We start from the raw sequence: 21825 nt of genomic DNA on the forward strand, positions 1-21825 counted from the left end.
GATGCTTCTCCTGTGGTTGCCCCGCGCTTCAGACGGCTACGGTCTTCAAGGCCTGCAGGTGCGGATATTTCTCCGTCAGCAGGGCACCGTGGTAATAAGTCTTGGCAAAGGCGTCGGTCGTACGAATGCGGTCGAGCCACTCGCTGATCTCGGTCTCCCAGAGGTGGCCGAGGTTGATGTCGTCCATGCGCACGATGACGGGCATGATGGCGATGTCGGCAAGCGTCAGGTCCTTGCCCATCAGCCAAGGGCCGCCACTCTCCCGAAGCCAGCTCGTCATGCGCTCTATGCCGCGTCGCAGGCGGCCGAGCGCCTCGTCCATTTCCGACTGCGGAAAGCCGGTGCGGCCCATCTTGAGCAGGAATTCACGGCGCAGCGGCTTGCTCTCGCAGACGGCGAGGAATTCTTCCTCCGTCATCGCCTGATAGTGCGGCAGGAAGGCCAGGTTATAGGACGGCACGCGGACGGCTGGCGTCGGGACCTCGTCGATGTAGCGCATCATCGCCCGCATCCGCGCGACCATCAGCGGATCTTCCGGGCGAAGCGGCGAGACGGTGCCCAGGATATCTTCGAGATATTCCATGATGACGGCTGAATCGATGATGGAATTATCATTGTGCACCAGCGCCGGCACCAGCCCGTTCGGATTGATCTTCAGGTAATCCGGCTTCAACTGGTCGCCCTTGAAGAGATCGAGCTTGTGCTCCTCGAAGTCGCGGCCCTTGGCGTGCAGCACATAGCGCACCCTCTGACTGCAGGTGGATTGCGGCGCATTGTATAGAACATATTCCGGCATGACTTCTCTCCTCCTGCCGTGCGGCAAGGTCCAAACAAGGCATTGAGACAGTGCCCCACGGGGCGGTACGCGCGATCAATCCCAGTTGAGGACGCGCGGCAGTTTGCCTTTCCTCGCCAGCGTGCCGACGAGGCCAAGCGGGAAGAACATCAGGCCCGCCGCCATCACCATGCCGGTGCCAAGGATGTTGATTTCCGATGCGCCCATGATGGCGACGAAGAGTTCGTTGAGCGCCACGATCAGGATCGCTCCGATCACCGGCCCGGCAATGGTCCCCTTGCCGCCAAGGATCGACATCAAGACGAGGTTGGCTGAAACCAGGATCACCAGGAAGATATTGGGCCGGAGATAGGTGAGATATTCGCCCCAGACGGCGCCGGCCATGCCGACGAAGAAGGCGGAAAGTGCGAAGGCCATGACCTTGTAGAAGCGGGTATCAATGCCCGCACTTTCCGCCTTGATCTCATCCTTTGAGATCGCCCGTAGACCTAGGCCGAACTTCGAATGCTTGATCCGGTAGCTCGCCCAGATGGTGAAGGCGGCAATCGCCAGCATGGCGTAGTAATAGGGAACCTTTGCCCAAAGCACCGGAAGGTCGTTGACGGGCAGCGTCACGCCATTGGCGCCACCGATGAACTGCCAGTTGTCGAACAGGATGCGGGCAATCATCAGGAGCGCGATCGACGAGATGATGAAGCTCGGGCCGCGGACCTTGAGCGTCACCATGCCGATCAGGTAACCGACCACTGCGGCGAGCAGGCCGGCGAGCGGTGCGGTGATGATCGTCGAGATGCCGTAACGCGCCAGGATCATGCCGGAGAAATATCCGCCAATCGCGAAGAACACGCTGTGCCCGAGCGAAATGTAGCCGGCAAAGCCGCCGAGGATATTCCAGCCCGAGGCCATCGCCACATAGGAGGCGGTGAACAGCACCATGTGCAGGAGGTAATTGTAGTTGCCGGTGAACTGTAAGAGCGGCAGGGCGACGAGGATCGCCATAATCGCCAGCGGAAACCAGGTGGCCCGGGTCTGATCGGCCTTGCGGGCGAGCTTCTCATTGTGGGCGCGGCGCGCTTCGACAACGGCACTGGCGCTGGATTGCTGAAGAGTAACGGCCATCATGCCATCTCCGGTTTTTCGCCGAACAGGCCCTGGGGCCGCACCAGCAGGATGAGGAAAAGAGCGAGGAAGAAGGTAAGTGTCGACCAGGTCGCGCCGATCCAGGTGCCGACAAAGGCAGCGATGACCGAGAGCATGAGTGCCGCAAGCACCGTGCCGAGAATGCTGCCCATGCCACCGAGCACCACGACCGACATCAGCATGGCAATCCATTCCCAATGTTTTGCCGGGAAGAAACTGAAGACGAAGCTGACGAGTGACCCGGCCGCGCCGGCAAGGCCGATACCGATGGCAAAGGCAAGGATGCAGATCAAGTTGACGTTGACGCCAAGAAGCTCAGCGGCCTCGCGGTTTTGCGTCGTCGCCCGGATGGCATGGCCGAGACGGGAATATTTGAGGAAAAGAGTCAGCCCGCCAATGATCGTTAGCGATACGATGCCGGCATACAGCTGGCCCTTTGGAATGAAGAGATCACCGATGAAGAAGGCATCCGTTGCATAGCCGGGCGAAACGACGCGCTGCGTGTTGGTGAAGAGACCGCCGAGCAGGCCTTCGACCATCATCGCGAGTGCAAAGGTCAGGAGAACCGTCATTGTCGGAATATTTGGCGCTCTTGGTCTCCCTCTCGAACATCAGCCGATAGAGCAGCACGCCGATGGCGGCCATGATCAGGGAGGCTACCGGCAGCATGACAACCGGATCGACGCCCGTCATCTTGAAGGCCCAATAGGTGACATAAGCGCCGCCGATAATCAGCGAAGGGTGTGCGAGATTGACGATGCGCATCACGCCGAAGACCAGCGACAGGCCGGACCCCATCAGCGCGATGACGCCACCGAGAGCTAGGCCCAGAATGAGTATTTGCAGAATATCTACCATCATCTGCTCCTTCAGGCGGCCTTCTTGCCGCCGAGGTAGAGTTCCTGGATACGCGGATCGGCAAGCACAGTGGCCGCCGGCCCCTCGAACAGCGTGCGCCCGAGATCGAGCACGACGCCCCAGTCGGAATTCTTCAGGCCCATCAGCGCGTTCTGCTCGACGAGCAGCACGGTGACGCCTTCCGCTGACATCATCTTCATGATGTTGAACATCTCCTGGACGATCTTCGGTGCCAGCCCGAGCGAAGGTTCGTCGAGCATGACGATTGTTGGCTTGATGATCAGCGTGCGGGCCATGGCGAGCGTCTGCTGCTGCCCGCCGGACATGGTGCCGGCATGCTGGTCGGCTCGCTCACGCAGGATCGGGAACCGTTCGAGGATGCCGTCGATGCGGCGCTCCAGTTCCTTCTTGTCGTCAAGGATGAAGCCGCCCATGCGCAGGTTTTCGCGCACCGTCATCTTCGGAAACAGCGCCCGCTCCTGCGGCACGAAACAGATGCCTTCACGCAGGATCCGGTCCGGGCGCATGCCATTCAGGCGCTTGCCTTTGAAGACGACGTCGCCCTTGCGGATCGTCAGCATGCCGCAGATGGCCTTCATCAGCGTCGATTTGCCGGCGCCGTTCGGGCCGATAATGCAATGGACCTTGCCGGGCTCGACCGTCAGATGGGCGCCGTCAAGGATTGCCGGTCCGTCGCCATAGCCGGCAGTGATATCGGTGACCTGAAGCAGCTCCGTCATCAGGCGGCCTCCTGATCGAGCACGCCGCCGAGATAGGCGTCGAGCACCTGGCGGTCCTTGCGCACGACATCGGGCGTTCCGTCGCAGATCACCCGCCCCTGTGCCATGACAACGACGCGATGCGACAGCCGCATGATCAGGTCCATATTGTGCTCGACAATCAGCACCGTCAGACCGCGCGCATTCAGCGCCTGGATATGGCCGATGATCTCCTCCAGCAGCGACGGATTGACGCCGCCGGCCGGTTCGTCGAGCAAAATGATCTTCGGATCGGACATCAGAAGCGCGGCGAGATCCATCAGCTTCTTCTGCCCGTAGGAGAGGTTGTTGCCGTCTTCATAGGCGATACGGGTGATGCCGAGGAAATCGAGAATGGACATAGCCTTATCCTTTTCCTCAGGGCTCATCGCCGGCTTGAACAGGCCGGCAATGCCATCGACGCGCGACTGGACAATGACGTTCTCGATCACCGTCATGTCGGAGAGGTTGCGGGAAATCTGGAAGGTGCGGCTCAGGCCCCTGGCGGTCACCTTGTGCGGCCGCAGGTGGTCGATCCGCTGCCCATCCAGCCAGACCTCGCCGGATGTCGGCGCGACGGTGCGGCTGATACAGTTGAAGGCGGTCGTCTTGCCGGCGCCGTTCGGGCCGATCAGGGCGGTGATCGAGCCCTTCTCGACGGTGAAGGTGGCACCGTCGACGGCCCGGATGCCTCCATAATGCTTGCAGAGATTCTTCACTTCGAGCATGCGTCTTACCTTCCATCACTTCTGCATTCGGCAGTCAGGATGTGAGGTCGCGATGCGACCCCACGGCATGGCGGAGGTCAGAAACCCGCCTTCGGGTAGCTGAACGGCACAACGCCTTCGAACTCGCCTTTCGGGTAGACGAACTTCAGCTGGCCGTCCTGCCACTGGGTCATGATGTGCTCCTTGTTGTTGGCAAGACCGCGCTCGTCCCAGCTGAAGCGGCCGAGAACGGTGCGCACCGGATCGTCCTTGGTGCGCGCATGCAGCCATTCGCCCATCTTGGCATTGTCGGTCGAATTGGCTCCGGTGATCGCCTGCTCGATGCCCTGGCAGACCGCAAAGGGAATTGCGCTGTCCTCATCCGGCTCGACACCATAGGCCGTCTCGAATGCCTTGACGAAATCGGCATTGTTGAACGGCTTGCCGGCGAGCGTTCCCTCGAAGGGCACGTCCTTGTGCCAGGTCGTGTGGATCAGCACGCCATCGGCGGCCTCCTTGCCCACGCCTTCGATGAATTCGTTCTGGGCGCCCTGGCTCAGATAGACCAGCTTCGGCGAAGCACCGACGGTCTTCAGCGCACGGGTCAACTGAACGGCCTCTTCAGCAGAGGCCGTCAGGCCGACGATCATCTCGGCGCCCGACCGCTTGATGGAATTCGCAAGATTCAGCCAGTCATTGAATCCTTCTTCCGGCCATTTCTCCTGCATCACCACCTCGATACCGGCGTCCGCCAAGGTAGCCGGGCGCGAGATCGGCGATCTCGTTGTCGGTCGCCGGGTCCTTGACCTTCTGGCCCAGAAGACCGGCTGCAATGGCGTTGGCGAAGAAGTCGTCGGCGGAAACGACCGCAACCGTCTTCGGAGCCTGACCGGACGCGACGATGTCCTTCATCACGGCAATCACGTCCTTGCCGGTATATTCGGCGGCGCTCACCTGGAAATAGAACAGGTTCTTGTAGCCCTGTTCATAGATGCGCAGCGCGCCGCCCGACGGGACCGGATGCACCATATTGTATTTGGAAAGGATGCTGGCGACCGGGAAGGTCAGCCGGCTGGAGAAAGTGCCATAGACGGCATCGACCTTGTCGACATTGATGAAGCGTTCGTACTGATTGATCGCGGTTGCCGGATCGGAGCGATTGTCGCTGACGACAAGCTCGACCTGCCGGCCGAGAATGCCGCCGGCGTCATTGATTAGCTCGGTGCACAGTTCGTAGCCGCGCTTGTGTTTTTCGCCGCTGACCGAAAGGCCGCCGGTGATCGGCAGCGATGCACCGATCTTGATGTTCGCCGCCTGCACAGCGCCAGCGAGCAAAGCCACTGCTGCTGTCGTCATTAGTAATTTCGCCAGTTTCATCGATGTTCCTCCTCGGTGCAATCGATTGCACGCCTTGTCAAAAGAATCGACGGACAATCGAGTTGTCCGCTCCGCGCACTTCATCCGCCCTTAAGGCTCCTCCTCAGGCAATGACTGCGCGAATTTCCAACCGACAGCATCTTGCTATGCGAGAACGTGCAATCGATTGCATACATTACTAACATCTCATACTCGAATGGTCAAGGAACATTCTGCAATCGATTGCTTAATTCGATGCACGTTGTAGAATGCGGCCGAGACGAGGCCATGAAATGCAGAAAAAACGAATTACCCTGAAGGACATAGCGAGAGAGACCGGCGTTCACGTGTCGACCGTGTCGCGGGCTTTGGATCCTGTGGAACGCAAGACAATCACGGAAGAAGTCGCCAAAAGAATCCAGGCGGCGGCGGAAAGCCTCGGCTACCGCCCGAACCGGATCGCGGCGGGGCTCAGAACCAACCGGACCATGACCGTTGGCGTGATGATCCCCGACATTACCAACGTCATCTTTCCGCCGATCCTGCGCGGAATCGAAAGCGTGCTCGAACCGCTCGGCTATGCCTCGATCATCGTCAACACCGACAGCGAGAGGGACCGCGAGGTCCGCCTTCTCGATGTTCTGCGCGATCGCGGCGTCGACGGCATCATTCATGCCGCCGTGCTGCGCAGCGACCCGTCGATCGCCAGGGCGGCGCAAGATGGGTTGCCTGTCGTAACGCTCAACCGAAAGGTCGAGGCCTCCGACATCCCCTATGTCATCAACGATGAAGACGCCGGCATCTGCCAGATGCTGCGGCATCTTCGGGAGCTCGGTCATACCCGTATCGCCCATATCGCCGGCCCACAGGATCTGTCCACAGGGCAGCTTCGCCTCGCCGCTTTCCGAAGAGCCGCCTGGGATCTTGGTGCCGAGGCCGACGAGGATTTGATCGTCACCGCTACCCACTTCGATGAACGGGAAGGTGCCCGCTGCCTGTCGGCGCTTTTGTCCTCCGGCGAGACCTTCACCGCCGTGCTCTGCGCCAACGACCGTCTGGCGCTCGGAGCCATCGAGGCTCTGCGCGAACGCGGCATCGACTGTCCACGGCAGGTCTCGGTCACCGGCTTCAACGACATGCCCTTCCTCGACCTGATCCGGCCGAAGCTGACGACCGTCAAGATCCAGCAGCATGGTGCGGGACGCGCGGCCGCCGAAATCCTCCTGCGTCTCCTGAACGGCGAGACGGCGGATGACGTTGAGATCGAAACCATCCTGCCGGTCGAACTTGTGATCCGCGAGAGCACGGCGCCCTGCCCCTGATATCCCATCCTAGCCTCGCTTCTCGCCAACACGGGCGAGAACGAAGTCATGCTCGACCTCCCAGAAGTCGCCGTCGAAATCGTAGGCCTTGGCGCGGTCCGGATCATGCGTGCGCTTGAATTCCGCAAGCAGGCTTTCCTTCACACCGAAGACCGCGTCCGAATTGATGTAGTGATCATCCGGATCGAAAATGTGCGTTATCAGCGTCTCAAAGCCGTCGGCCTTGATGATGTAGTGCAAGTGCGCCGGGCGGTTCGGGTGGCGGCCGAGATGATCGAGCATCTGGCCGACCGGGCCGTCATTCGGGATCGGGTAGTGTTTCGGCTTCACCGCCCGGAACCAGTAGCGCCCGTCGTCGTCTGTGCGGAAGACGCCGCGCAGGTTGAAATCCGGTTGGATTCCCTGCTGCTGCACGTCGTAGAAGCCCTCGTCATTGGCCTGCCAGACATCCAGCACCGCATCCTTGATCGGCTGTCCGGCCGTATCGAGGATGCGCCCGCCGATCACCATGTCCTCGCCCTTCTGGTCGAGGCAGATATTGGCACCCATCGGCAGTTCCGGCGCGCCCTTGACGTGAAAGGGACCGAGCACCGTGCTTTCGGACGCGCCGGACGGCTTGCGGTTGTTGATGGCGTCCACCAGCATCGAGATGCCGAGCGTGTCCGAGAGCAGGATGAACTCCTGCCGCCATTCGTTGCACATCTGGCCGGTGCGGGTCAGAAACATGATCGCCTGGAGCCATTCCTCCTGGGTCGGCTCAATCTCCTTGACCGCCTCGTGCAGCTTGCGGGTGACCACTTCCATGATCTGCTTCAGCCGCTCGTCTTTCGCATTCCTGTTGCGGCCGGTGACGACCTCGACGGAATTCTCTTCGGTGAAGAAGCCTTTTTCATGCGCGTCCATCACGGTCTCACTTTTCAAGAATAGCGGTCAGCACGCGCCGCAGCTCTGCTGCCGGATCGTCGGCAATCGCCTCGCGCCGCCAGGCGACATGGTGGTCCGGGCGGACCAAGAGGATGCCGCTGTCGCGGATTTCGCGGATATTGGCCCAGTCGCCGGTAAAATCCTGCCACTGCTGGCGCGGCCCGATAAGATGGGCGGCGATCTCGATGCCGAATTCCTTGCTAAGGCTGCGGGCCGCGTCGACCCAGCCCTGCCCGCCGATGCCGGTTAGCACCGTGAACTTGCCATGGCCGGCGAGATCGAGCGTGGAAACCTTCTCGCCAGTGGCGGAAAACACCCAGGCGTGCGGCAGCCGTGCGCCCGGCCAGCTGGTCTGCTGGCAATGCAGTTCTGAGTCTTTGGTAAAGGCGGGCTCCGCTTGCCCGTCGGTGACAGCCGCACTGGAGCGGTAGCGCTGGTTCATCTCAACGCCGTGGCAATCGAACTCATAGACCTTGTCGGCAATCGCCTTGCGGATCGCGGCGCGCTGCTCCTCCGCCGCGACCGTGTTGTTGCAACGGGCATCCATGTTCTGTTGCATTTTCACCGGGTCGATCGAATCGAGCAGGCCGAGCGCCTTGAAGATCGGGCCGAACTCCTCGATCGATTTGTTGGCACGGGTGACGATCTGCTTGGCGACCGGCGCGCGCTCTGACTGATAACTGTCGAGCAGCTTCGGCCCGGCCGTGCCCTTGAGCACGAAGGCGAGTTTCCAGGCGAGGTTGAAGGCATCCTGGATCGAGGTGTTGGAGCCAAGGCCATTCGACGGCGGATGGCGGTGGGTCGCGTCGCCCATGCAGAAGACGCGGCCGTTCGACATGGTGGTCGCATACATGTTGTTGACAGTCCAGGTCGAGACCGACTTGATGGTCATTTCGAGGTCTGAATCACCCACGAGATCGCGCACGACCTTCTTCGCATGCGCCTCGTCCACCGAGGGGGCAGGCTGGTTGATGTCGTAGCCCCAGACGATCAGCCATTCGTTCCACGGCCTGACCATGCGCACCAGCCCCATGCCGATGCCGCCGACATCGGCGCCCGGCTGTAGCACCCAGTAAAGTACCGACGGCCGATGGGCGACCAGGCGGGAAAGATCGGCCTGGAACAGGATGTTCATCGAGCCGGCAACACCCATCTTGCCCTCGAAGGTGAGGCCGGCATGTTCCGCGACCTTGGAATTACCGCCATCCGCCCCGACCAGATATTTCGAGCGGACAGTAAACTCCTTGCCTGTCAGCCGGTCGAGACAGGTGGTCGTGACACCGTCTCCATCCTGCACATGGCTCAGATATTCCGTCGACATGCGCGACTGCGTGCCCCGCGAACAGGCCGTCTTGAACAACAGCGGCTCCATGAACGTCTGCGGCAGGTCGTTCATCTGGGTCGGCGAGGACAGTTGATGCTCCGCGCGGGACAGCGGGTGCTTGCCCCAACTCTTCATCCGGCCGATCTCCTCGCCGGTGAGCGAGGTACAGAAGACGTTCTCGCCCATCAGATCCTGCTCGGCGGCGAACATATAGACCTCGTCCTCGACATCGCGGCCGAGATCGCGCAGCACTTCCATGGTGCGCTGGTTGGTAATGTGGGCGCGCGGCGTGCTCGCCAGCCAGCGATAGCGGTTGATCACCACGTTCTCGACCCCGTAGGACGAAAGAAGTGCGGCGGTGGCCGAGCCTGCCGGGCCGGTGCCGATGATGAGTACGTCGGTGGTAATGTCAGCCATGAGGCCCTCCCTTATGCGTGTGATTGAGCGGCCCGCCCTTCAGAACGCGGCGGACCGGAAAAAGCTGGATGCCGGTGCGATCGGAGAACAATCCCCAGAGGCCGCGCGGCGCAAAAAGCATGACGGCGATGCCGAGAAGACCCAGAATCAGCAGATACCAGGAGCCAAAATCGGCCAACAGGTTCTGCAACAGGAAGAAGATGAAGACGCCGAGGATCGGGCCTTCGATCGTACCGATGCCGCCGATCACGACGATGAAGATGACGTAGGCCGTCCAGTCGGTGACCGAGAAGGCGGCGTCCGGCGAGATGCGCGCCTTTTGCACATAGATGAGCGCCCCGGCGACGCCGGTGATGAAGGCGGTGGCGAGATAGACCAGCGTCTTCATCCGCCGCGCATCGACGCCGACCGCGCGGGCCGCCTGTTCGTTGTCGCGCACGGCAGCGAGACCGAGGCCCTGCTTGCTACGCAGCAGCCCATAAATGAAGGCGATGGTTGCGACGACGAGGATCAGCGCCAGCCAGTAGGTCAGCGCATCACTTGCCTGCGAGGCCTTCATGCCGAAGAGATCGCGCATCAGTTCGACGCCCATCATGTCGCGGGTCGCATCACGCGGCAGCGACGTGCCGGTACCGCCGCCGAGCGCCTTCCACTGGGCAAGCAGCAGTCGCACGACTTCGGCCACAACCCAGGTGCCGATGGCGAAATAGGGACCGTAGAGCCGGAAGGTGAAGAAGGCGATCGGAATGGCAAGGGCGACGGAAAATGCGCCGGTAATCAGGATCGCTATGACCGGATCGACGCCGAACAGGATGACCGCGCCAAACATGGTATAGGCACCGAAACCGACGAAAGCCTGCTGGCCGACGGAGATCAGACCCGCGTAACCGGCCAGCAGGTTCCAGTTCTGCGCCAGCACCAGCATGGTGAGAATGAAGAACAGGTCCTGGATGACGCCGCGCGAGACGATGAAGGGTGCGGCGAACGCAAGCAGCAATAGAGCGGTGACCGCTATTGCCGACAGCGTCGACGCCCTGGTGCGCGTCTCGACCGTGAAGGATGGAATGGCCATGGTCATCGATGCACCTCAATCGACCGCGCGCGGGAAGAGGCCGCGCGGCTTGAACAGGAGAACGGCGAGAAAGGCGAGATGGCCGGCAAGGATCTGCCATTCCGGATTGACCGCGGCACCGACCGTCTGGGCGACGCCGAGGATGATGCCGCCGGCAAGCGTGCCCCACAGCGAGCCCAGTCCTCCGATGATGACCGCCTCGAAGGCATAGATCAGCCGCGCCGGTCCGGATGTCGGATCGAAATTGGCCCGGGTGCCGAGATAAAGGGCGGCGATCGTCACCACCACCATGGCAAGCCCGGTCGCCAGCGCAAAGATGCGCTGCGGCCGGATACCCATCAGTCCTGCCGTTACCGGATCGTCGGACGTTGCCCGGAAGGCGCGACCTACCGGGGTGCGATAGATCAGCTGGTTGAGACCGATGATCACGGCGACGGCTGAGAAGAAGGTTATCAGCGGCATGATACCGGCATTGACCGGGCCGAGATTGACTGAGGCGCTTTCCAGGCTGCCAGCAAAGACGCGGCGGCTGTCGGCGGAAAAACTTTCAAGCAAACCGTTCTGGATGACGATCGACAGGCCGAAGGTCACGAGCAGCGGCGGCAGGATATCCTTGCCGAGTGTGCGGTTGAGCAGGAGATATTGCAGCGCCCAGCCGATGGCGAACATCAGCGGCGCGGCGATCACAGCGGCGACAAACGGGTTGAGACCAAGTGTCGTCACCAGCACGAGGATCAGGAAGGCCGCGAGCACGATCAGGTCGCCGTGGGCGAGATTGACCAGCCGCATAATGCCGAAGACGAGGCTCAAGCCCGCCGCAAACAGCGCATAGAGGCCGCCGAGCAGCACGCCCTGGAGAATGGTATCAAGCCAGTTCATGATGATCCGTCCCGAAATAGGCTTTGTGGATATCGTCGCGGCTGAGATCGGCGGCGCGGCCGGAGAGCGTCACCCGTCCCTCCATCATGCAATAGACGCGGTCGGCCACCTTCAGAGCCTGGGCGATATCCTGCTCGACGATGACGATCGAGGCGCCGGTTTCGCGGATGCGCGGGAAGGCAGCGTAGATATCGCGCACGACGACAGGTGCCAGGCCAAGGCTGATCTCGTCGCAAAGAAGCACCGCCGGATTGGACATCAGCCCCCGGCCGATCGCCACCATCTGCTGCTGCCCGCCGGAAAGCGCGGTTGCCGGATTGTTGCGGCGCTCCTTGAGGATCGGGAACAACGCGTAGACGCTGTCGAGCGCCCACGGCCCTTCGACCTTGCGACCGTAATTGCCGATCAGCAGGTTTTCCTCGACCGTCAGCGACGGAAATAGCTTTCGCCCCTCCGGCACCATGGCAATGCCGCGCGACAGGATATGCGGCGCCGGCAACGCCCCGATCGACTCGTCCCTGTAGAGGATCGACGCCGCGGCATTGGCGAGCACGCCGGAAATCGAGCGCATCAGCGTCGTCTTGCCCGCTCCGTTGGCGCCGATGATGGCGATGGTCTCACCGGCGTCGACGGCGATATCGACACCGAACAGTGCTTGGAAATCGCCGTAGAAGGCTGTCAGTCCCTTTGTCTCGAGAAGTGCCATCAGATTTCGATCCCCAGATAGATTTCGCGCACATCGCGGGAGGCCATGATGTCCTCCGGCGTGCCGATGCCGATGACCTTGCCGAAATGCAGCACCAGCAGGCGCTCGACGACGGAATTCAGCGCATGCAGCACGTGTTCAATCCAGATGACGGCAATGCCCCGCGCATGAATGGCGCGGATCGTGGCGACCAGCGACCGGCACTCGCCCTCAGTCAGCCCGCCGGCGATTTCGTCGAGCAGGAGCAGCTTCGGTTCCGTCGCCAGCGCACGTGCCAGTTCCAGTCGCTTGCGCTGCAGCAGCGACAGGCTACCGGCCAGCACATTCGCCTTGTCGATCAGGCCCGTGTCGACGAGGATTTCGGCGCAGCGGTCAGACACCTCCGCTTCGCGGCGTCGCGAACCGAAGGCACCGGCCACCAGCAGGTTTTCAAACACCGTCAGTTTCTCGAACGGCTGCGGGATCTGGAAGGTCCGGCCCATGCCACACAAGCAGCGCGCCATCGGCGGCGTGCGGGTCACGTCGCTGCCGAGAAAGCGGATGCTGCCGCTGTCGGCGGCGATATTTCCGGTGATCAAATTGAACAGCGTCGACTTGCCGGCACCGTTCGGCCCGATGATGCCAAGCGCCTCTCCCTCGCCGAGGGCAAAGGAGATCTGCTCGGCTACAGTCAGCGCGCCGAACTTCTTCGAGATCCCATCGAGTTCGAGAATTGCCAAGCCTATCCCTCCCAGAACAGGCGGGGCCTTCAGGAGACCCCGCGCCAAAAATCAGGCGATTGCTTCCATCTTGCCGCCGACCGGAATGTTCGGCGCCGTCGTGTTGTCAGTGATGACGAGATCGTAGCCGCCGCCGTCCTTCAACCGCCACTGGCCGCCGACCAACGGGGTCTTGGCTATGTTCTTGGCGGCAAACGGCGGCAGGTTCTTGCCGTCCCAGGCGATCGGCCCGACCAGCGTATCGAGTTTGGTGGCGGCAATCGCCTGCGCCACGACGTCGCCGTCCGTCGGATCGCCGGCGCGTTTCATCACATCCGCCGCCAGTTCGAACAGGGCATGGGCAAAGCCGATCGGCTGCGTCCAGGGGCGGTTGGTCGCCTTGGTGAAGGCTTCGGCGACCTGCGCCGACGTCTCGCCAGTCAGCGACGACTTGAATGGATGGCTCGGCGTCCACCAGACTTCCGAGGACAGGTTGTGACCGGCATTCCCGAGCGCTTCCACGGTCTGCGGGAAGAGCAGCGCCTTGCCGATCGAGGCGATCTTCGGGGCGAGGCCTTGCTGTTTGGCCTGGTTCCAGAAGGTGGTGAAATCCGGCGGGATAACGACACCGGTGACAATCTCGCATTGGCCGGACTTGAAGGCGTTGATTTGAGCCGAAAAATCGTCGGTCATGTTCTGGTAGCGGCCGGGATCGGTGAGCACATAGCCCATCTTCTCGAGCACCGGCGGGAAGCCGACGACCTTGTCGCCCCAGGCATTGCCGTCACCATCATTCGGGAAAAGGCCGCCGACCTTTTTGTTGGTCTCGATCTGCGCCCACATGTTGGTGAAGACGGCGATGACGTCTTCGAGGCCCCAGAAGAAGTGATAGGCATAATTGAACGACTTCCACGACGCCGGGTCGGCGGGATTGCCCTGCTGGCCGATGAACCAGGGTTGCCACGGTGCAACGGTGGAAATGCACGGCATTTCCTCCGCCTCGCAGGTCGTCGCCACCGGATTGGTGGTCTCCGGGGTCGAGGCGACGAGGATCAGATTCACCTCGTCATCGACGATCAGTTCCTTGGCGACTTCCGCCGCCCGGTTCGGGTTGGACTGGCTGTCCTTGACGACGACTTCGTAGTTGAGCCCTATCGACTTCGTCGTCGCCAGGAAACTGTCGATGATGAACTTGTCGGCCTCGCCGAAGGCGGCGAGTGGGCCCGTCTGCGGGCTGACATAGCCCAATTTGATAGCAACATCCTGCGCTGTCGCCGGCGCTGCAAGGCCGGACGTCGCAGCGAGCGCGCCGGTGGCGACCGTCGTCTTCAGAAACTCGCGTCTGGTAAACATGGTTCCTCCTCCCATTTTTCTCTCCTCCCAGAGAGCGTGATGATACCTTTAGCTATGGTCTGCCCGGCCGCCTGCCCTCCCAGGCATCCTGCAACAGGCTGCGAATGGACGGTCGGTCGATCGGCCGCGGGTTCCAGTAGGGATTTTCGGTGGCGATCTCAGCAGCGCGGTCAAGGTCGGCCTCGCTCAGGCCGAGATCCTTCAAGGCGAGCGGCGCTCCGATTAGTTTGGCGAAATCCCACAACCCACCGCCGACTGAACCACCGAAGATGTCCGCGACGGGCGCCAGCAATACGGGCACGGCGACGGCGTTGTAGGCTGCGGTGTACGGCAGCATGATCGCATGCGTATCGGCATGCGGCGTGTCGAAAGTGCCGCCGAGCGTGTGGCAAATCTTGTGATGCAGCGCCATGCCGACAGTGCCGAGGACCGTGCCGCAGAGCCAGGCGCCATAGAGCGCATCAGCACGCAGATCGAGCGCCTGCGGCGTCTTGATGATATCAGGCAGGCTGGCCTTGAAGGCGCGCAGTCCCTCGACCGCCATCAGCGACGAGATCGGATTGCGGTCCTGTGCATAAAGCGCCTCGACGGCATGGGCCATGGCATTCAGCCCTGACGTGACGCTCATGCCGACCGGCAGCCCCGTCGTTAGCGCCGGATCGTAGATCACCACTTCCGGCAGGATCCTGGCATGGCGCACCGTGGTCTTTCGCCCGTACTCGGTCTGGCCAAGGATCGGCGTCACTTCCGAGCCGGCATAGGTGGTAGGTATGACGATCTGCGGCAGGTCCGTGCGGTAGGCTATCGCCTTGCCGAGCCCGGTGGTCGAGCCGCCGCCAAGCGAAACGACACAATCGGCCTTCGTTTCGGCCACCACTTTCATGGCCGCCTCGGTGACATCGACCGGGGTATGCATGACAGCACCGGCAAAAACGCCCACGGCCAACAGGCCCAAGCGCTTCGCCAACGCCTCGGCATCCTCTTTCTGCTGCGGCGTAGACAGGACCAACGCCCGTTTGCGCCCAAGCTTTTCGACCCATTCGCCAGCAGTGGCGCGCTTGCCTTCGCCGAAGACGATATGAGCGGGGCTGCCGCTATAGATGAAATCCCGGCTCATGCCTCGGCTCCCTGTCTTGCCCGCACCATGACGAAGGTCAGATCCAGCCGCCACGACGGTATGCCCTTGCCCTGTCGCTCGAAGGTGCGCACCAGTTCCGGCTTGACGCCGAAGATCGCGTCCTCGGCCAGATGCGGATCGCTGCCGTCGTAGATATGCGTGGTGATCGTCTCGAAGCCCGGTGCCTTGACGATGAAATGAAGGTGCGCCGGGCGGCGGAGCGGATAGCCCGCCTGTCTCAAGAGCGTGCCGACCGGCCCGTCGTCCGGAACGCCATAGCCACAAGGCTTGACCGTCCGGTAATGGAAACGGCCGCTCTCGTCGCCGCGGAAAATGCCGCGAAGGTTGAATTCGGGCTGCAGGTCCGGCTGCTGGTTCTCGTAAAACCCCTGCGCATTGGCCTGCCAGGTGATGATTTCGGCACCGGCCACCGGATGCCCGTCCAGGTCCTGCACTTGTCCGAACACATCCAGTCTTTCGCCGATGCCGTCGAGCGAGATATTGCTGCCTGAGGCCAGTTGCGGAACATCCGCGCGGAAGAACGGGCCGCGGACGGTGTTGGGGGTCGCCGTGTTCGGGCGGCGCGAATTGACTTCCTCGACCAGCGCCGAGGCGCCGAGCAGATCCGACAGCAGTACCCATTCCTGGCGCCGTTCGTCACTGGCATGGCCGACATCGGTCAGGAACTCAATGACCTTGCGCCAGTCCGCCTGCGTCGGCCGCAATTCGCGGATGACAGCATGAAGATGCGCGACCGCCACCGCCAGGATCTGCGGCAGGCGATCGTCTTTCGATTGCGGAAGGCGTTGCGCGAAAATCTCAGACGAGGTGGCCTCGCTGAAATTCAGCGCCATCGGACCGGGCGTCATGCGTCTCCTCCAGGGCAATGGCTGGTTGAGACTAAATTAGCCGAAGATCATGAGTCCGTTGATGATTTTATTCCGATTTAATATATCATATCGTTATGAAGATAGACGAACGCCATCTTGTCCAGCTTGCCGCCGTGGTGAAGACCGGCGGTGTCACGGAGGGGGCGGCCCTACTCGGCCTCTCGCAGCCGGCCGTCTCGCGCACGCTCTCCATGCTGGAGGCGCGGATCGGCGAACCTCTGTTCATCAAGGGCCGCCGGCCGCTGCAGCCGACACCACTCGGTCGGGCATTGGCCGACCATGGGCAGACAATGCTGTCGGCGTCGCGCAAGGCATCAGATGTCGTCGAGAGTTTCAGGGTCGGCAAGAGCGGTGTGGTGCGCGTTGGCGGCACGCCCTTCTTCATGGATGCATTGATCGCCGGCATGATCGCCGAGTTCCAGAACCTATATCCGGAGGTGCGCATCGACCAGAGCTATGGCTACTTCCCGGACCTGCGGGCAGCGCTCAATGCCGACCAGATCGACCTTGCCATCTGCCCGATCGACATTCTCGATGAAGGCTCCGGGCTCGAATTCCAACAGATCCTGCCCGGCCGCAACGTGGTCGCCTGCCGAGTGACGCATCCACTGCTTTTAAAACGCCGTCCGCAGCCAGCCCATCTGCTCGAGTATCCCTGGGTCGCACCGCCACCGGGCAGTCCGCTTTTGGCCGACCTGCGCAGCATGCTGCTCTCCTTCGGTGCGACCGAGATCAAGATCCGCTATTCCGGCGGCTCGCTGATGAGCGTCGTCAACTACATGAAGTCCGCCGATGCGTTGACCATCATGCCGCATAGCGTCGTCTTTGCGCTGCGCAACGAAAAATCGATCACAGCGCTGCCCGTCTCCATCCCGCACCCCGAACGAGCGCTCGGACTCCTCAAGCGCTCCGACGCCCCCCGCTCCCCCGCCGTCGATCACTTCGCCCGCCATGTCCGCACCGGCTTTGATAATCTGAAGCACCTGATCAAACGCCACGAGCAGTCGGTGGTCTGGGGATCGTAGCGCGCCCGAATATTCTCGCCGACGGTCTGAATTATGTAAGAATGGGCACACCGGAGGACTGATCGACTTTTCGGCTATAGCAGCTTTGCCGACGCGCTCAGTCGACGGGCCAGCAACGCAGCAAGCCACCGGAGAACCGTATGGCTTTTGATCCCAAACAAAGCGCTCGCCCAATTATACCCCAGCCATCGAGCGCCAACGAAGCATGATCGGCGACGCGGTCGTCGGCTAAAGAGGTAGGTGTCCGGGGACATCCGGATGAAAACTTCATCTTTGCTTCGACTGTAAAACCGCCTCCGCGACAATGGGGCCTTTCTCCCGATCCTCCATCGGTGAAACACCAATCACGGACGATGTCTCTAAGGCTCCAGCATTTTTTGACAGTGACATCAGAGCGAGGGCAACGACCGTCGTGCGAGGATCAAGCTCGCCCGCTTCGCGGGATCGTTGGCTTCAAGGCTCTTACCGCGAAATCTTGAGCCTCCTGCAGTTCCGCCAGAGCCCCATCATAGTCGAGATGAACCGGCCTGCCCTTTTTCGACAACAGGCACGCAACATAGGCTCGTGCACCGCTCCTCGCCAATGTCGGCAACCAGGCGTCATGCGGACCGGCAATATCGACAAGGGTCGTCACGCTGCTGCGCATCAGATCACCCAGCATCACCGTGAGGGAAGCCTCCACAGCTCTGTGGCTGATCTCGATCAGGCTCGAATATTCGTAGAACGCATTGCCCCCAGAGGGCGGCCGTTCCCTAGTCTTCAAACAAGCCCTTGGAGATCGGCTCAAATATGCCCGATATGAGGTGCAAAAATGGCTGAAAGGCCTTCGCTAATTGCTGGGTCAAACCTGCTTCTGCGCCGGCTAAAATGCCCTGTTCAAAAGTCTTGCAACTGCAATAGGAATTGTGATAGTCGAGTCATCTGCTGTTGCCAGGTTGTCGAGCATAATCAATTGGTTACGGAGCCTTAAGACGGAAACGTTCGAGTCCTCTTCAGGGTCCCTTACAAAGTAGAAGAGCCGATGCCAACGGCCGTGATCTCGTGACCGTTGCTGTCTTACCACTTCAGATATCGTGATCCGATCAGCGTGCCGATGGCGGTCACTGCCGCGATTGCCATGGTGTACCAGACTGCGAGAAACAGCGGGCTGTCGTCCGGGCAGTGCCAGGCGTAAAGCGCTGCCGCTATACCGCCGGCGGCAAGGCCTGCTGCGGCGCCGGCAAGGCTTGGGCGTTCCGGAGCGCCGTTTTTCAGTGCCCAGAGGAAGCCCGCAAGCGGCGCGAGCGACAGGACCGGGATGAAGAACAGGCAGAAGCGTGCGTTGCGGCCGAGCATCGCGGTTTCCCATGCATCCTGCGGAATGGCCGTCAATTCGGCTGCTGTGCCTGCTGCGAGCAGGATCAGCGGCACGAAGAGCGCCAGGCTTGAAAGCCCCAGCGGCACGGCCGGCCGGCCGATGCGAAAGACAAGCCCGCAAGCGGTGACGGCGAGCGTCAGGGTCAGGACCATCTTGAAGAGCACGCGTGCCGTTTCGATCGCGCTTGCCATGTCGTGGCGGATACCGACTGCCGACAAAAGCAACGCTGCAGAGACCGCGACGCCGATCAGCAAAGCACTCATGAGCAACAGGCCGAGCCGCGCGCGGACGGGCGCGTCTTGTGCCAGGAGGCTGATCAGGTCATCGGTCTTCACTCGTCTCACTCCGGTATAAGGCCGCCAGCGACTTCAACGCCCGGTGCAGCGCGACGCGCACCGCACCTTCGCTCATTCTCAGCCTTTCGGCCGTTTCGCGAACACCTGCTCCCTCGATCGAAATCGAGCGCACAATATCACGCTGCGGATCCTTCAGGCGATTCAACATATGTTCGGCGTCGAGCCGATCCAAATTGCCCGCCTGTTCTTCCGCTTCGAGCGTTGTCATCACGTCGTCGATGGGCACATCGATGTGACGGCCGCGGCGGCGCAGGCTGTCAATCAGCTTGTTGCGCACGATCGTCGACAGCCAAGGGCCGATCGGGCGTGCCGGATCCCAGGTTCCGCGCTTCAGGTGAACGGCCAGCAGCACCTCCTGCACGACGTCCTCCACCTCGCCTGCCGGCGCGCCGAACTGGTCGCAGCGCCGGCGGGCCATGGCGCGCAGATGAGGTGTCACAGCGCAAAGAAAGCGGTGATAGGCCTGCGCATCGCCACCCATGGCGCTGCGCATCCAGCTTGCCCATTCCTCTTCCCGTGCTGAATATTTCACCCGACATCATCCTCTACGAGAGGGCACACATCTTTGTTACCGCTCGTTCGAAATTATTTCGCGGTAGCGGGCGAGCCTTTGTTCTCAGGCGTTTTCCCCTGCAATCGCGCAGACGGCAAGCCGGGCTGGCAAAAAAACGCCAGAAGCGCTGTAACATTCTGTCGGCTCCCTCCGTAGCCCGCAATGCAGGCCAATCACGGCTCGCCATTCTTACGGAGATGAACAATGAAAAACAGCATCGTTACGCTGGCTCTCGCCGGCTCGCTCGCCTCGGCGCTTGCCACTGTCGCCGCTCCTGCCGCTTCGGCCGCGGACAACAAGGAAAAGTGCTACGGCGTTTCCATGAAGGGCCAGAACGACTGCGCAGCCGGACCCGGGACCACTTGCGCCGGCACCTCGAAGGTCGACTACCAGCAAAACGCCTGGAAGCTCGTTCCGGCCGGAACCTGCGAGGCGATGAAGACGCCGAATGGCCACGGATCGTTGAAGCAAGGCCCGGCCCCGGCCTGAGACCCTAGAGCATCCGAAAAAGACCGGCGGCGCCGATTATCAGCACCGCCGTCCACTACCAGGAGAGATGACATGAAAGCGTCAGGACTTCCCCGTCGCGCCGGCGTCGGCTTCAAGCCGCAGCATTTTGCCGACATCAATGCTAAACGCCAGCCGATCGGCTTCTTCGAAGTACATGCCGAGAATTACATGGGTGCCGGCGGACCGCCGCACGCCCAGCTTGGCAAGTTGCGTGAAGACTATGCGCTGTCGATCCATGGCGTCGGCCTTTCGATCGGCTCGATGCAGCCGCTCGACAAGGAACATCTTGCCCGCCTGAAAACCGTCTGCGACCGCTACGAGCCGGAGAGCTTTTCCGAACATCTCGCCTGGTCGACACACGATACTGTCTTCCTCAACGATCTCCTGCCGCTGCCTTATACCGAGGTGACACTTGCGCAGGTCGCCGAGCATGTCGACGAGGTGCAAAACACGCTGAAGCGGCAGATGCTGCTCGAAAATCCGGCCACCTATCTGCTCTTTGAGGAAAGCACGATCGAAGAGACTGATTTTCTCGACGAAGTCGTCAGGCGGACCGGCTGCGGCCTGCTCCTCGATGTCAACAACGTCTTCGTCGCCTCCACCAGCCATCATATGGACCCGCGCGACTATCTCGCCCGCTTTCCAGTTCAATGGGTCCGCGAAATCCACCTGAGCGGCCATTCGGAAACAGTGGACGATGCGGGAGCGCGGCTTTTGATCGATTCGCACGACACGCCTGTTAAGGATCCCGTCTGGGCGCTCTACGAAGAACTGATCGCGCAAACCGGACCTATCGCAAGCCTGGTGGAATGGGACAACGACGTGCCGGAATGGCTGGTATTGCGTGCCGAAGCAGCGGCCGCTGATGCGATCCTTAAGAGCGCCGCAGCCCGCAGGGCCGCATGAGGTCGGCCATGGCGATCCTTACGCAAGGCAACTTCGCGGCAGCGCTGACCGACATCTCCCTGCCGGTTCCCGAAGGGTTGGCCGCCTGGAATGGCCCGCGGCCGGAGCGCCGTTTCGGCGTCTATCGCAACAATGTGGCGATCGGACTGATGGGGGCGCTCGCTTCGCGGTTTCCGGTGGCGGAAAAGATCGTCGGCAAAGAGTTCTTTGCCGCGATGTCGCATGAATTCATTCGCCTCCACCCGCCGCACTCGCCACTGCTTCTGGCATACGGTGATGACCTTGCGGATTTCGTCGAACGCTTCCAGCCCGCCAGGGACATCGCCTATCTTCCGGACGTCATCCGGCTGGAAGCGGCACGCGGACGAGCCTACCACGCGGCAGAGGCGGCCCCGCTGCAGGCCGAGCGGCTGGCCGCAATCGATCCGGATCGCCTCGCCGAACTGACATTCGCCGCCCATCCCTCCCTGTCAGTCCTCACATCCCCTCATCCGATTGTGACCATCTGGGCAATGAACGCCGGCGAGATGGAGCTTCAGCCGATTGAAAACTGGAGTGGCGAGGACGTGTTGGTCGTTAGGCCGCGTATGAGTGTCGAAGTGCATCGTCTGCCGGCCGGCGGGGCGACCTTTCTGTCGGAGCTTGCGGAGGGTGCGGCACTGGCTGCTGCCGTAGAGCACGCCACGGAAGCGGCGCCGGATTTCGATCTTTCATCCAACCTCGCCGGCGCGCTGCAGGCCGGCGCCTTCATCGACGTGCGCTGGAACAGCGCGGGAGACAATCATGAATGAAGAGAGCACC

25 protein-coding genes are annotated in these 21825 nt (G+C 61.6%); 5 read left to right on the forward strand and 20 right to left on the reverse strand.

The window, feature by feature from the left end; genetic code table 11:
• Positions 1 to 28 precede the first annotated feature (28 nt).
• The 8 genes from ACZ9DP_RS34345 to ACZ9DP_RS34380 form a co-directional block, all read right to left on the reverse strand.
• Entirely contained in the window at positions 29 to 796 is a 768-nt protein-coding gene (locus ACZ9DP_RS34345; protein WP_476205024.1) for a glutathione S-transferase family protein, read from the reverse strand.
• Positions 797 to 871: 75 nt separating this feature from the next.
• On the reverse strand, positions 872 to 1915 hold the full coding sequence (locus ACZ9DP_RS34350) for a branched-chain amino acid ABC transporter permease (RefSeq protein WP_476205025.1): 1044 nt from the start codon (positions 1913 to 1915) through the stop codon (positions 872 to 874).
• A complete protein-coding gene (locus tag ACZ9DP_RS34355; RefSeq protein WP_476205526.1) occupies positions 1915 to 2478 on the reverse strand; it encodes a branched-chain amino acid ABC transporter permease in 564 nt (187 codons plus the stop codon). The genes ACZ9DP_RS34350 and ACZ9DP_RS34355 overlap by 1 nt, the downstream gene beginning before the upstream one ends.
• Positions 2387 to 2794, reverse strand: a complete 408-nt coding sequence (locus ACZ9DP_RS34360) for an ABC transporter permease subunit (protein WP_476205026.1) — start codon at positions 2792 to 2794, stop codon at positions 2387 to 2389. Before ACZ9DP_RS34360 ends, ACZ9DP_RS34355 begins: the two co-directional genes overlap by 92 nt.
• A gap of 11 nt (positions 2795 to 2805) precedes the next feature.
• Positions 2806 to 3534 (reverse strand): ABC transporter ATP-binding protein, encoded by a 729-nt coding sequence (locus ACZ9DP_RS34365; protein ID WP_476205027.1) that lies wholly within the window; start codon positions 3532 to 3534, stop codon positions 2806 to 2808.
• Positions 3534 to 4280: an ABC transporter ATP-binding protein gene (locus ACZ9DP_RS34370; RefSeq protein WP_476205028.1), complete on the reverse strand. Its 747-nt coding sequence runs from the start codon at positions 4278 to 4280 to the stop codon at positions 3534 to 3536. The genes ACZ9DP_RS34365 and ACZ9DP_RS34370 overlap by 1 nt, the downstream gene beginning before the upstream one ends.
• A gap of 77 nt (positions 4281 to 4357) precedes the next feature.
• Positions 4358 to 4987, reverse strand: coding sequence for an ABC transporter substrate-binding protein (locus tag ACZ9DP_RS34375; RefSeq protein WP_476205029.1), 630 nt, complete (start codon positions 4985 to 4987; stop codon positions 4358 to 4360).
• The gene (locus ACZ9DP_RS34380) at positions 4953 to 5636 is read right to left on the reverse strand and encodes an ABC transporter substrate-binding protein (RefSeq protein ID WP_476205030.1); all 684 of its coding nucleotides are present in this window, start codon (positions 5634 to 5636) and stop codon (positions 4953 to 4955) included. Before ACZ9DP_RS34380 ends, ACZ9DP_RS34375 begins: the two co-directional genes overlap by 35 nt.
• 272 nt (positions 5637 to 5908) lie before the next feature.
• Here ACZ9DP_RS34380 and ACZ9DP_RS34385 point away from each other — a divergent pair, with 272 nt between their 5' ends.
• Positions 5909 to 6937 (forward strand): LacI family DNA-binding transcriptional regulator, encoded by a 1029-nt coding sequence (locus ACZ9DP_RS34385; RefSeq protein WP_476205032.1) that lies wholly within the window; start codon positions 5909 to 5911, stop codon positions 6935 to 6937.
• A 9-nt stretch (positions 6938 to 6946) separates the two neighbouring features.
• Here ACZ9DP_RS34385 and ACZ9DP_RS34390 read toward each other — a convergent pair whose 3' ends face one another.
• Genes ACZ9DP_RS34390 through ACZ9DP_RS34430 form a run of 9 tightly spaced genes read right to left on the reverse strand, consistent with a single transcriptional unit; the run spans position 6947 to position 16296 of the window.
• Positions 6947 to 7840 carry an intradiol ring-cleavage dioxygenase gene (locus ACZ9DP_RS34390; RefSeq protein WP_476205033.1) on the reverse strand — a complete coding sequence of 298 codons (894 nt, stop codon included), beginning with the start codon at positions 7838 to 7840 and terminating at the stop codon, positions 6947 to 6949.
• 7 nt (positions 7841 to 7847) lie between these two features.
• Positions 7848 to 9602 (reverse strand): FAD-dependent monooxygenase, encoded by a 1755-nt coding sequence (locus tag ACZ9DP_RS34395; RefSeq protein WP_476205034.1) that lies wholly within the window; start codon positions 9600 to 9602, stop codon positions 7848 to 7850.
• Positions 9595 to 10680, reverse strand: a complete 1086-nt coding sequence (locus ACZ9DP_RS34400; protein ID WP_476205035.1) for a branched-chain amino acid ABC transporter permease — start codon at positions 10678 to 10680, stop codon at positions 9595 to 9597. The genes ACZ9DP_RS34395 and ACZ9DP_RS34400 overlap by 8 nt, the downstream gene beginning before the upstream one ends.
• Positions 10681 to 10689: 9 nt before the next feature.
• Positions 10690 to 11553, reverse strand: a complete 864-nt coding sequence (locus ACZ9DP_RS34405) for a branched-chain amino acid ABC transporter permease (protein ID WP_476205037.1) — start codon at positions 11551 to 11553, stop codon at positions 10690 to 10692.
• Complete coding sequence (locus ACZ9DP_RS34410; protein WP_476205038.1) at positions 11540 to 12259, reverse strand: ABC transporter ATP-binding protein; 720 nt, start codon at positions 12257 to 12259, stop codon at positions 11540 to 11542. The genes ACZ9DP_RS34405 and ACZ9DP_RS34410 overlap by 14 nt, the downstream gene beginning before the upstream one ends.
• On the reverse strand, positions 12259 to 12978 hold the full coding sequence (locus tag ACZ9DP_RS34415; RefSeq protein WP_476205039.1) for an ABC transporter ATP-binding protein: 720 nt from the start codon (positions 12976 to 12978) through the stop codon (positions 12259 to 12261). Before ACZ9DP_RS34415 ends, ACZ9DP_RS34410 begins: the two co-directional genes overlap by 1 nt.
• Positions 12979 to 13029: 51 nt before the next feature.
• A complete protein-coding gene (locus ACZ9DP_RS34420; protein ID WP_476205040.1) occupies positions 13030 to 14310 on the reverse strand; it encodes an ABC transporter substrate-binding protein in 1281 nt (426 codons plus the stop codon).
• 52 nt (positions 14311 to 14362) lie between these two features.
• Positions 14363 to 15427 (reverse strand): maleylacetate reductase, encoded by a 1065-nt coding sequence (locus ACZ9DP_RS34425; protein WP_476205041.1) that lies wholly within the window; start codon positions 15425 to 15427, stop codon positions 14363 to 14365.
• A complete protein-coding gene (locus ACZ9DP_RS34430; protein WP_476205043.1) occupies positions 15424 to 16296 on the reverse strand; it encodes a dioxygenase family protein in 873 nt (290 codons plus the stop codon). Before ACZ9DP_RS34430 ends, ACZ9DP_RS34425 begins: the two co-directional genes overlap by 4 nt.
• A gap of 95 nt (positions 16297 to 16391) precedes the next feature.
• Between ACZ9DP_RS34430 and ACZ9DP_RS34435 the strand changes: the two genes are divergently transcribed.
• On the forward strand, positions 16392 to 17342 hold the full coding sequence (locus ACZ9DP_RS34435; RefSeq protein WP_476205044.1) for a LysR family transcriptional regulator: 951 nt from the start codon (positions 16392 to 16394) through the stop codon (positions 17340 to 17342).
• A 421-nt stretch (positions 17343 to 17763) separates the two neighbouring features.
• Here ACZ9DP_RS34435 and ACZ9DP_RS34440 read toward each other — a convergent pair whose 3' ends face one another.
• From ACZ9DP_RS34440 to ACZ9DP_RS34450, 3 genes are all read right to left on the reverse strand, one after another.
• Positions 17764 to 18105: a hypothetical protein gene (locus ACZ9DP_RS34440; protein WP_476205045.1), complete on the reverse strand. Its 342-nt coding sequence runs from the start codon at positions 18103 to 18105 to the stop codon at positions 17764 to 17766.
• A gap of 293 nt (positions 18106 to 18398) precedes the next feature.
• A complete protein-coding gene (locus tag ACZ9DP_RS34445; RefSeq protein ID WP_476205047.1) occupies positions 18399 to 19034 on the reverse strand; it encodes an NrsF family protein in 636 nt (211 codons plus the stop codon).
• Positions 19021 to 19587, reverse strand: a complete 567-nt coding sequence (locus ACZ9DP_RS34450) for a sigma-70 family RNA polymerase sigma factor (RefSeq protein WP_476205049.1) — start codon at positions 19585 to 19587, stop codon at positions 19021 to 19023. The genes ACZ9DP_RS34445 and ACZ9DP_RS34450 overlap by 14 nt, the downstream gene beginning before the upstream one ends.
• 225 nt (positions 19588 to 19812) lie before the next feature.
• On the opposite strand from ACZ9DP_RS34450, the gene ACZ9DP_RS34455 reads away from it, so the two are divergent.
• The 3 genes from ACZ9DP_RS34455 to ACZ9DP_RS34465 all read left to right on the forward strand — a co-directional run bounded on the left by ACZ9DP_RS34455 (position 19813) and on the right by ACZ9DP_RS34465 (position 21815).
• On the forward strand, positions 19813 to 20097 hold the full coding sequence (locus ACZ9DP_RS34455; RefSeq protein WP_039843589.1) for a BufA1 family periplasmic bufferin-type metallophore: 285 nt from the start codon (positions 19813 to 19815) through the stop codon (positions 20095 to 20097).
• Positions 20098 to 20169: 72 nt separating this feature from the next.
• A complete protein-coding gene (gene bufB / locus ACZ9DP_RS34460; protein ID WP_476205050.1) occupies positions 20170 to 21024 on the forward strand; it encodes an MNIO family bufferin maturase in 855 nt (284 codons plus the stop codon).
• 8 nt (positions 21025 to 21032) lie between these two features.
• Positions 21033 to 21815, forward strand: a complete 783-nt coding sequence (locus tag ACZ9DP_RS34465) for an HvfC/BufC family peptide modification chaperone (RefSeq protein ID WP_476205052.1) — start codon at positions 21033 to 21035, stop codon at positions 21813 to 21815.
• Positions 21816 to 21825: the final 10 nt, after the last annotated feature.

It is taken from the genome of Rhizobium sp. USDA 4016 (assembly GCF_056279705.1).

Coding starts and splice junctions, on each gene's coding strand:
- ACZ9DP_RS34400 (WP_476205035.1), bottom strand. CDS start 10,680: ATGACCATGGCCATTCCATCCTTCACGGTCGAGACGCGCACCAGGGCG.
- ACZ9DP_RS34410 (WP_476205038.1), bottom strand. CDS start 12,259: ATGGCACTTCTCGAGACAAAGGGACTGACAGCCTTCTACGGCGATTTC.
- bufB (WP_476205050.1), top strand. CDS start 20,170: ATGAAAGCGTCAGGACTTCCCCGTCGCGCCGGCGTCGGCTTCAAGCCG.
- ACZ9DP_RS34365 (WP_476205027.1), bottom strand. CDS start 3,534: ATGACGGAGCTGCTTCAGGTCACCGATATCACTGCCGGCTATGGCGAC.
- ACZ9DP_RS34350 (WP_476205025.1), bottom strand. CDS start 1,915: ATGGCCGTTACTCTTCAGCAATCCAGCGCCAGTGCCGTTGTCGAAGCG.
- ACZ9DP_RS34360 (WP_476205026.1), bottom strand. CDS start 2,794: ATGGTAGATATTCTGCAAATACTCATTCTGGGCCTAGCTCTCGGTGGC.
- ACZ9DP_RS34420 (WP_476205040.1), bottom strand. CDS start 14,310: ATGTTTACCAGACGCGAGTTTCTGAAGACGACGGTCGCCACCGGCGCG.
- ACZ9DP_RS34390 (WP_476205033.1), bottom strand. CDS start 7,840: ATGGACGCGCATGAAAAAGGCTTCTTCACCGAAGAGAATTCCGTCGAG.
- ACZ9DP_RS34375 (WP_476205029.1), bottom strand. CDS start 4,987: ATGCAGGAGAAATGGCCGGAAGAAGGATTCAATGACTGGCTGAATCTT.
- ACZ9DP_RS34385 (WP_476205032.1), top strand. CDS start 5,909: ATGCAGAAAAAACGAATTACCCTGAAGGACATAGCGAGAGAGACCGGC.
- ACZ9DP_RS34430 (WP_476205043.1), bottom strand. CDS start 16,296: ATGACGCCCGGTCCGATGGCGCTGAATTTCAGCGAGGCCACCTCGTCT.
- ACZ9DP_RS34355 (WP_476205526.1), bottom strand. CDS start 2,478: ATGATGGTCGAAGGCCTGCTCGGCGGTCTCTTCACCAACACGCAGCGC.
- ACZ9DP_RS34425 (WP_476205041.1), bottom strand. CDS start 15,427: ATGAGCCGGGATTTCATCTATAGCGGCAGCCCCGCTCATATCGTCTTC.
- ACZ9DP_RS34380 (WP_476205030.1), bottom strand. CDS start 5,636: ATGAAACTGGCGAAATTACTAATGACGACAGCAGCAGTGGCTTTGCTC.
- ACZ9DP_RS34465 (WP_476205052.1), top strand. CDS start 21,033: ATGGCGATCCTTACGCAAGGCAACTTCGCGGCAGCGCTGACCGACATC.
- ACZ9DP_RS34435 (WP_476205044.1), top strand. CDS start 16,392: ATGAAGATAGACGAACGCCATCTTGTCCAGCTTGCCGCCGTGGTGAAG.
- ACZ9DP_RS34370 (WP_476205028.1), bottom strand. CDS start 4,280: ATGCTCGAAGTGAAGAATCTCTGCAAGCATTATGGAGGCATCCGGGCC.
- ACZ9DP_RS34395 (WP_476205034.1), bottom strand. CDS start 9,602: ATGGCTGACATTACCACCGACGTACTCATCATCGGCACCGGCCCGGCA.
- ACZ9DP_RS34455 (WP_039843589.1), top strand. CDS start 19,813: ATGAAAAACAGCATCGTTACGCTGGCTCTCGCCGGCTCGCTCGCCTCG.
- ACZ9DP_RS34405 (WP_476205037.1), bottom strand. CDS start 11,553: ATGAACTGGCTTGATACCATTCTCCAGGGCGTGCTGCTCGGCGGCCTC.
- ACZ9DP_RS34345 (WP_476205024.1), bottom strand. CDS start 796: ATGCCGGAATATGTTCTATACAATGCGCCGCAATCCACCTGCAGTCAG.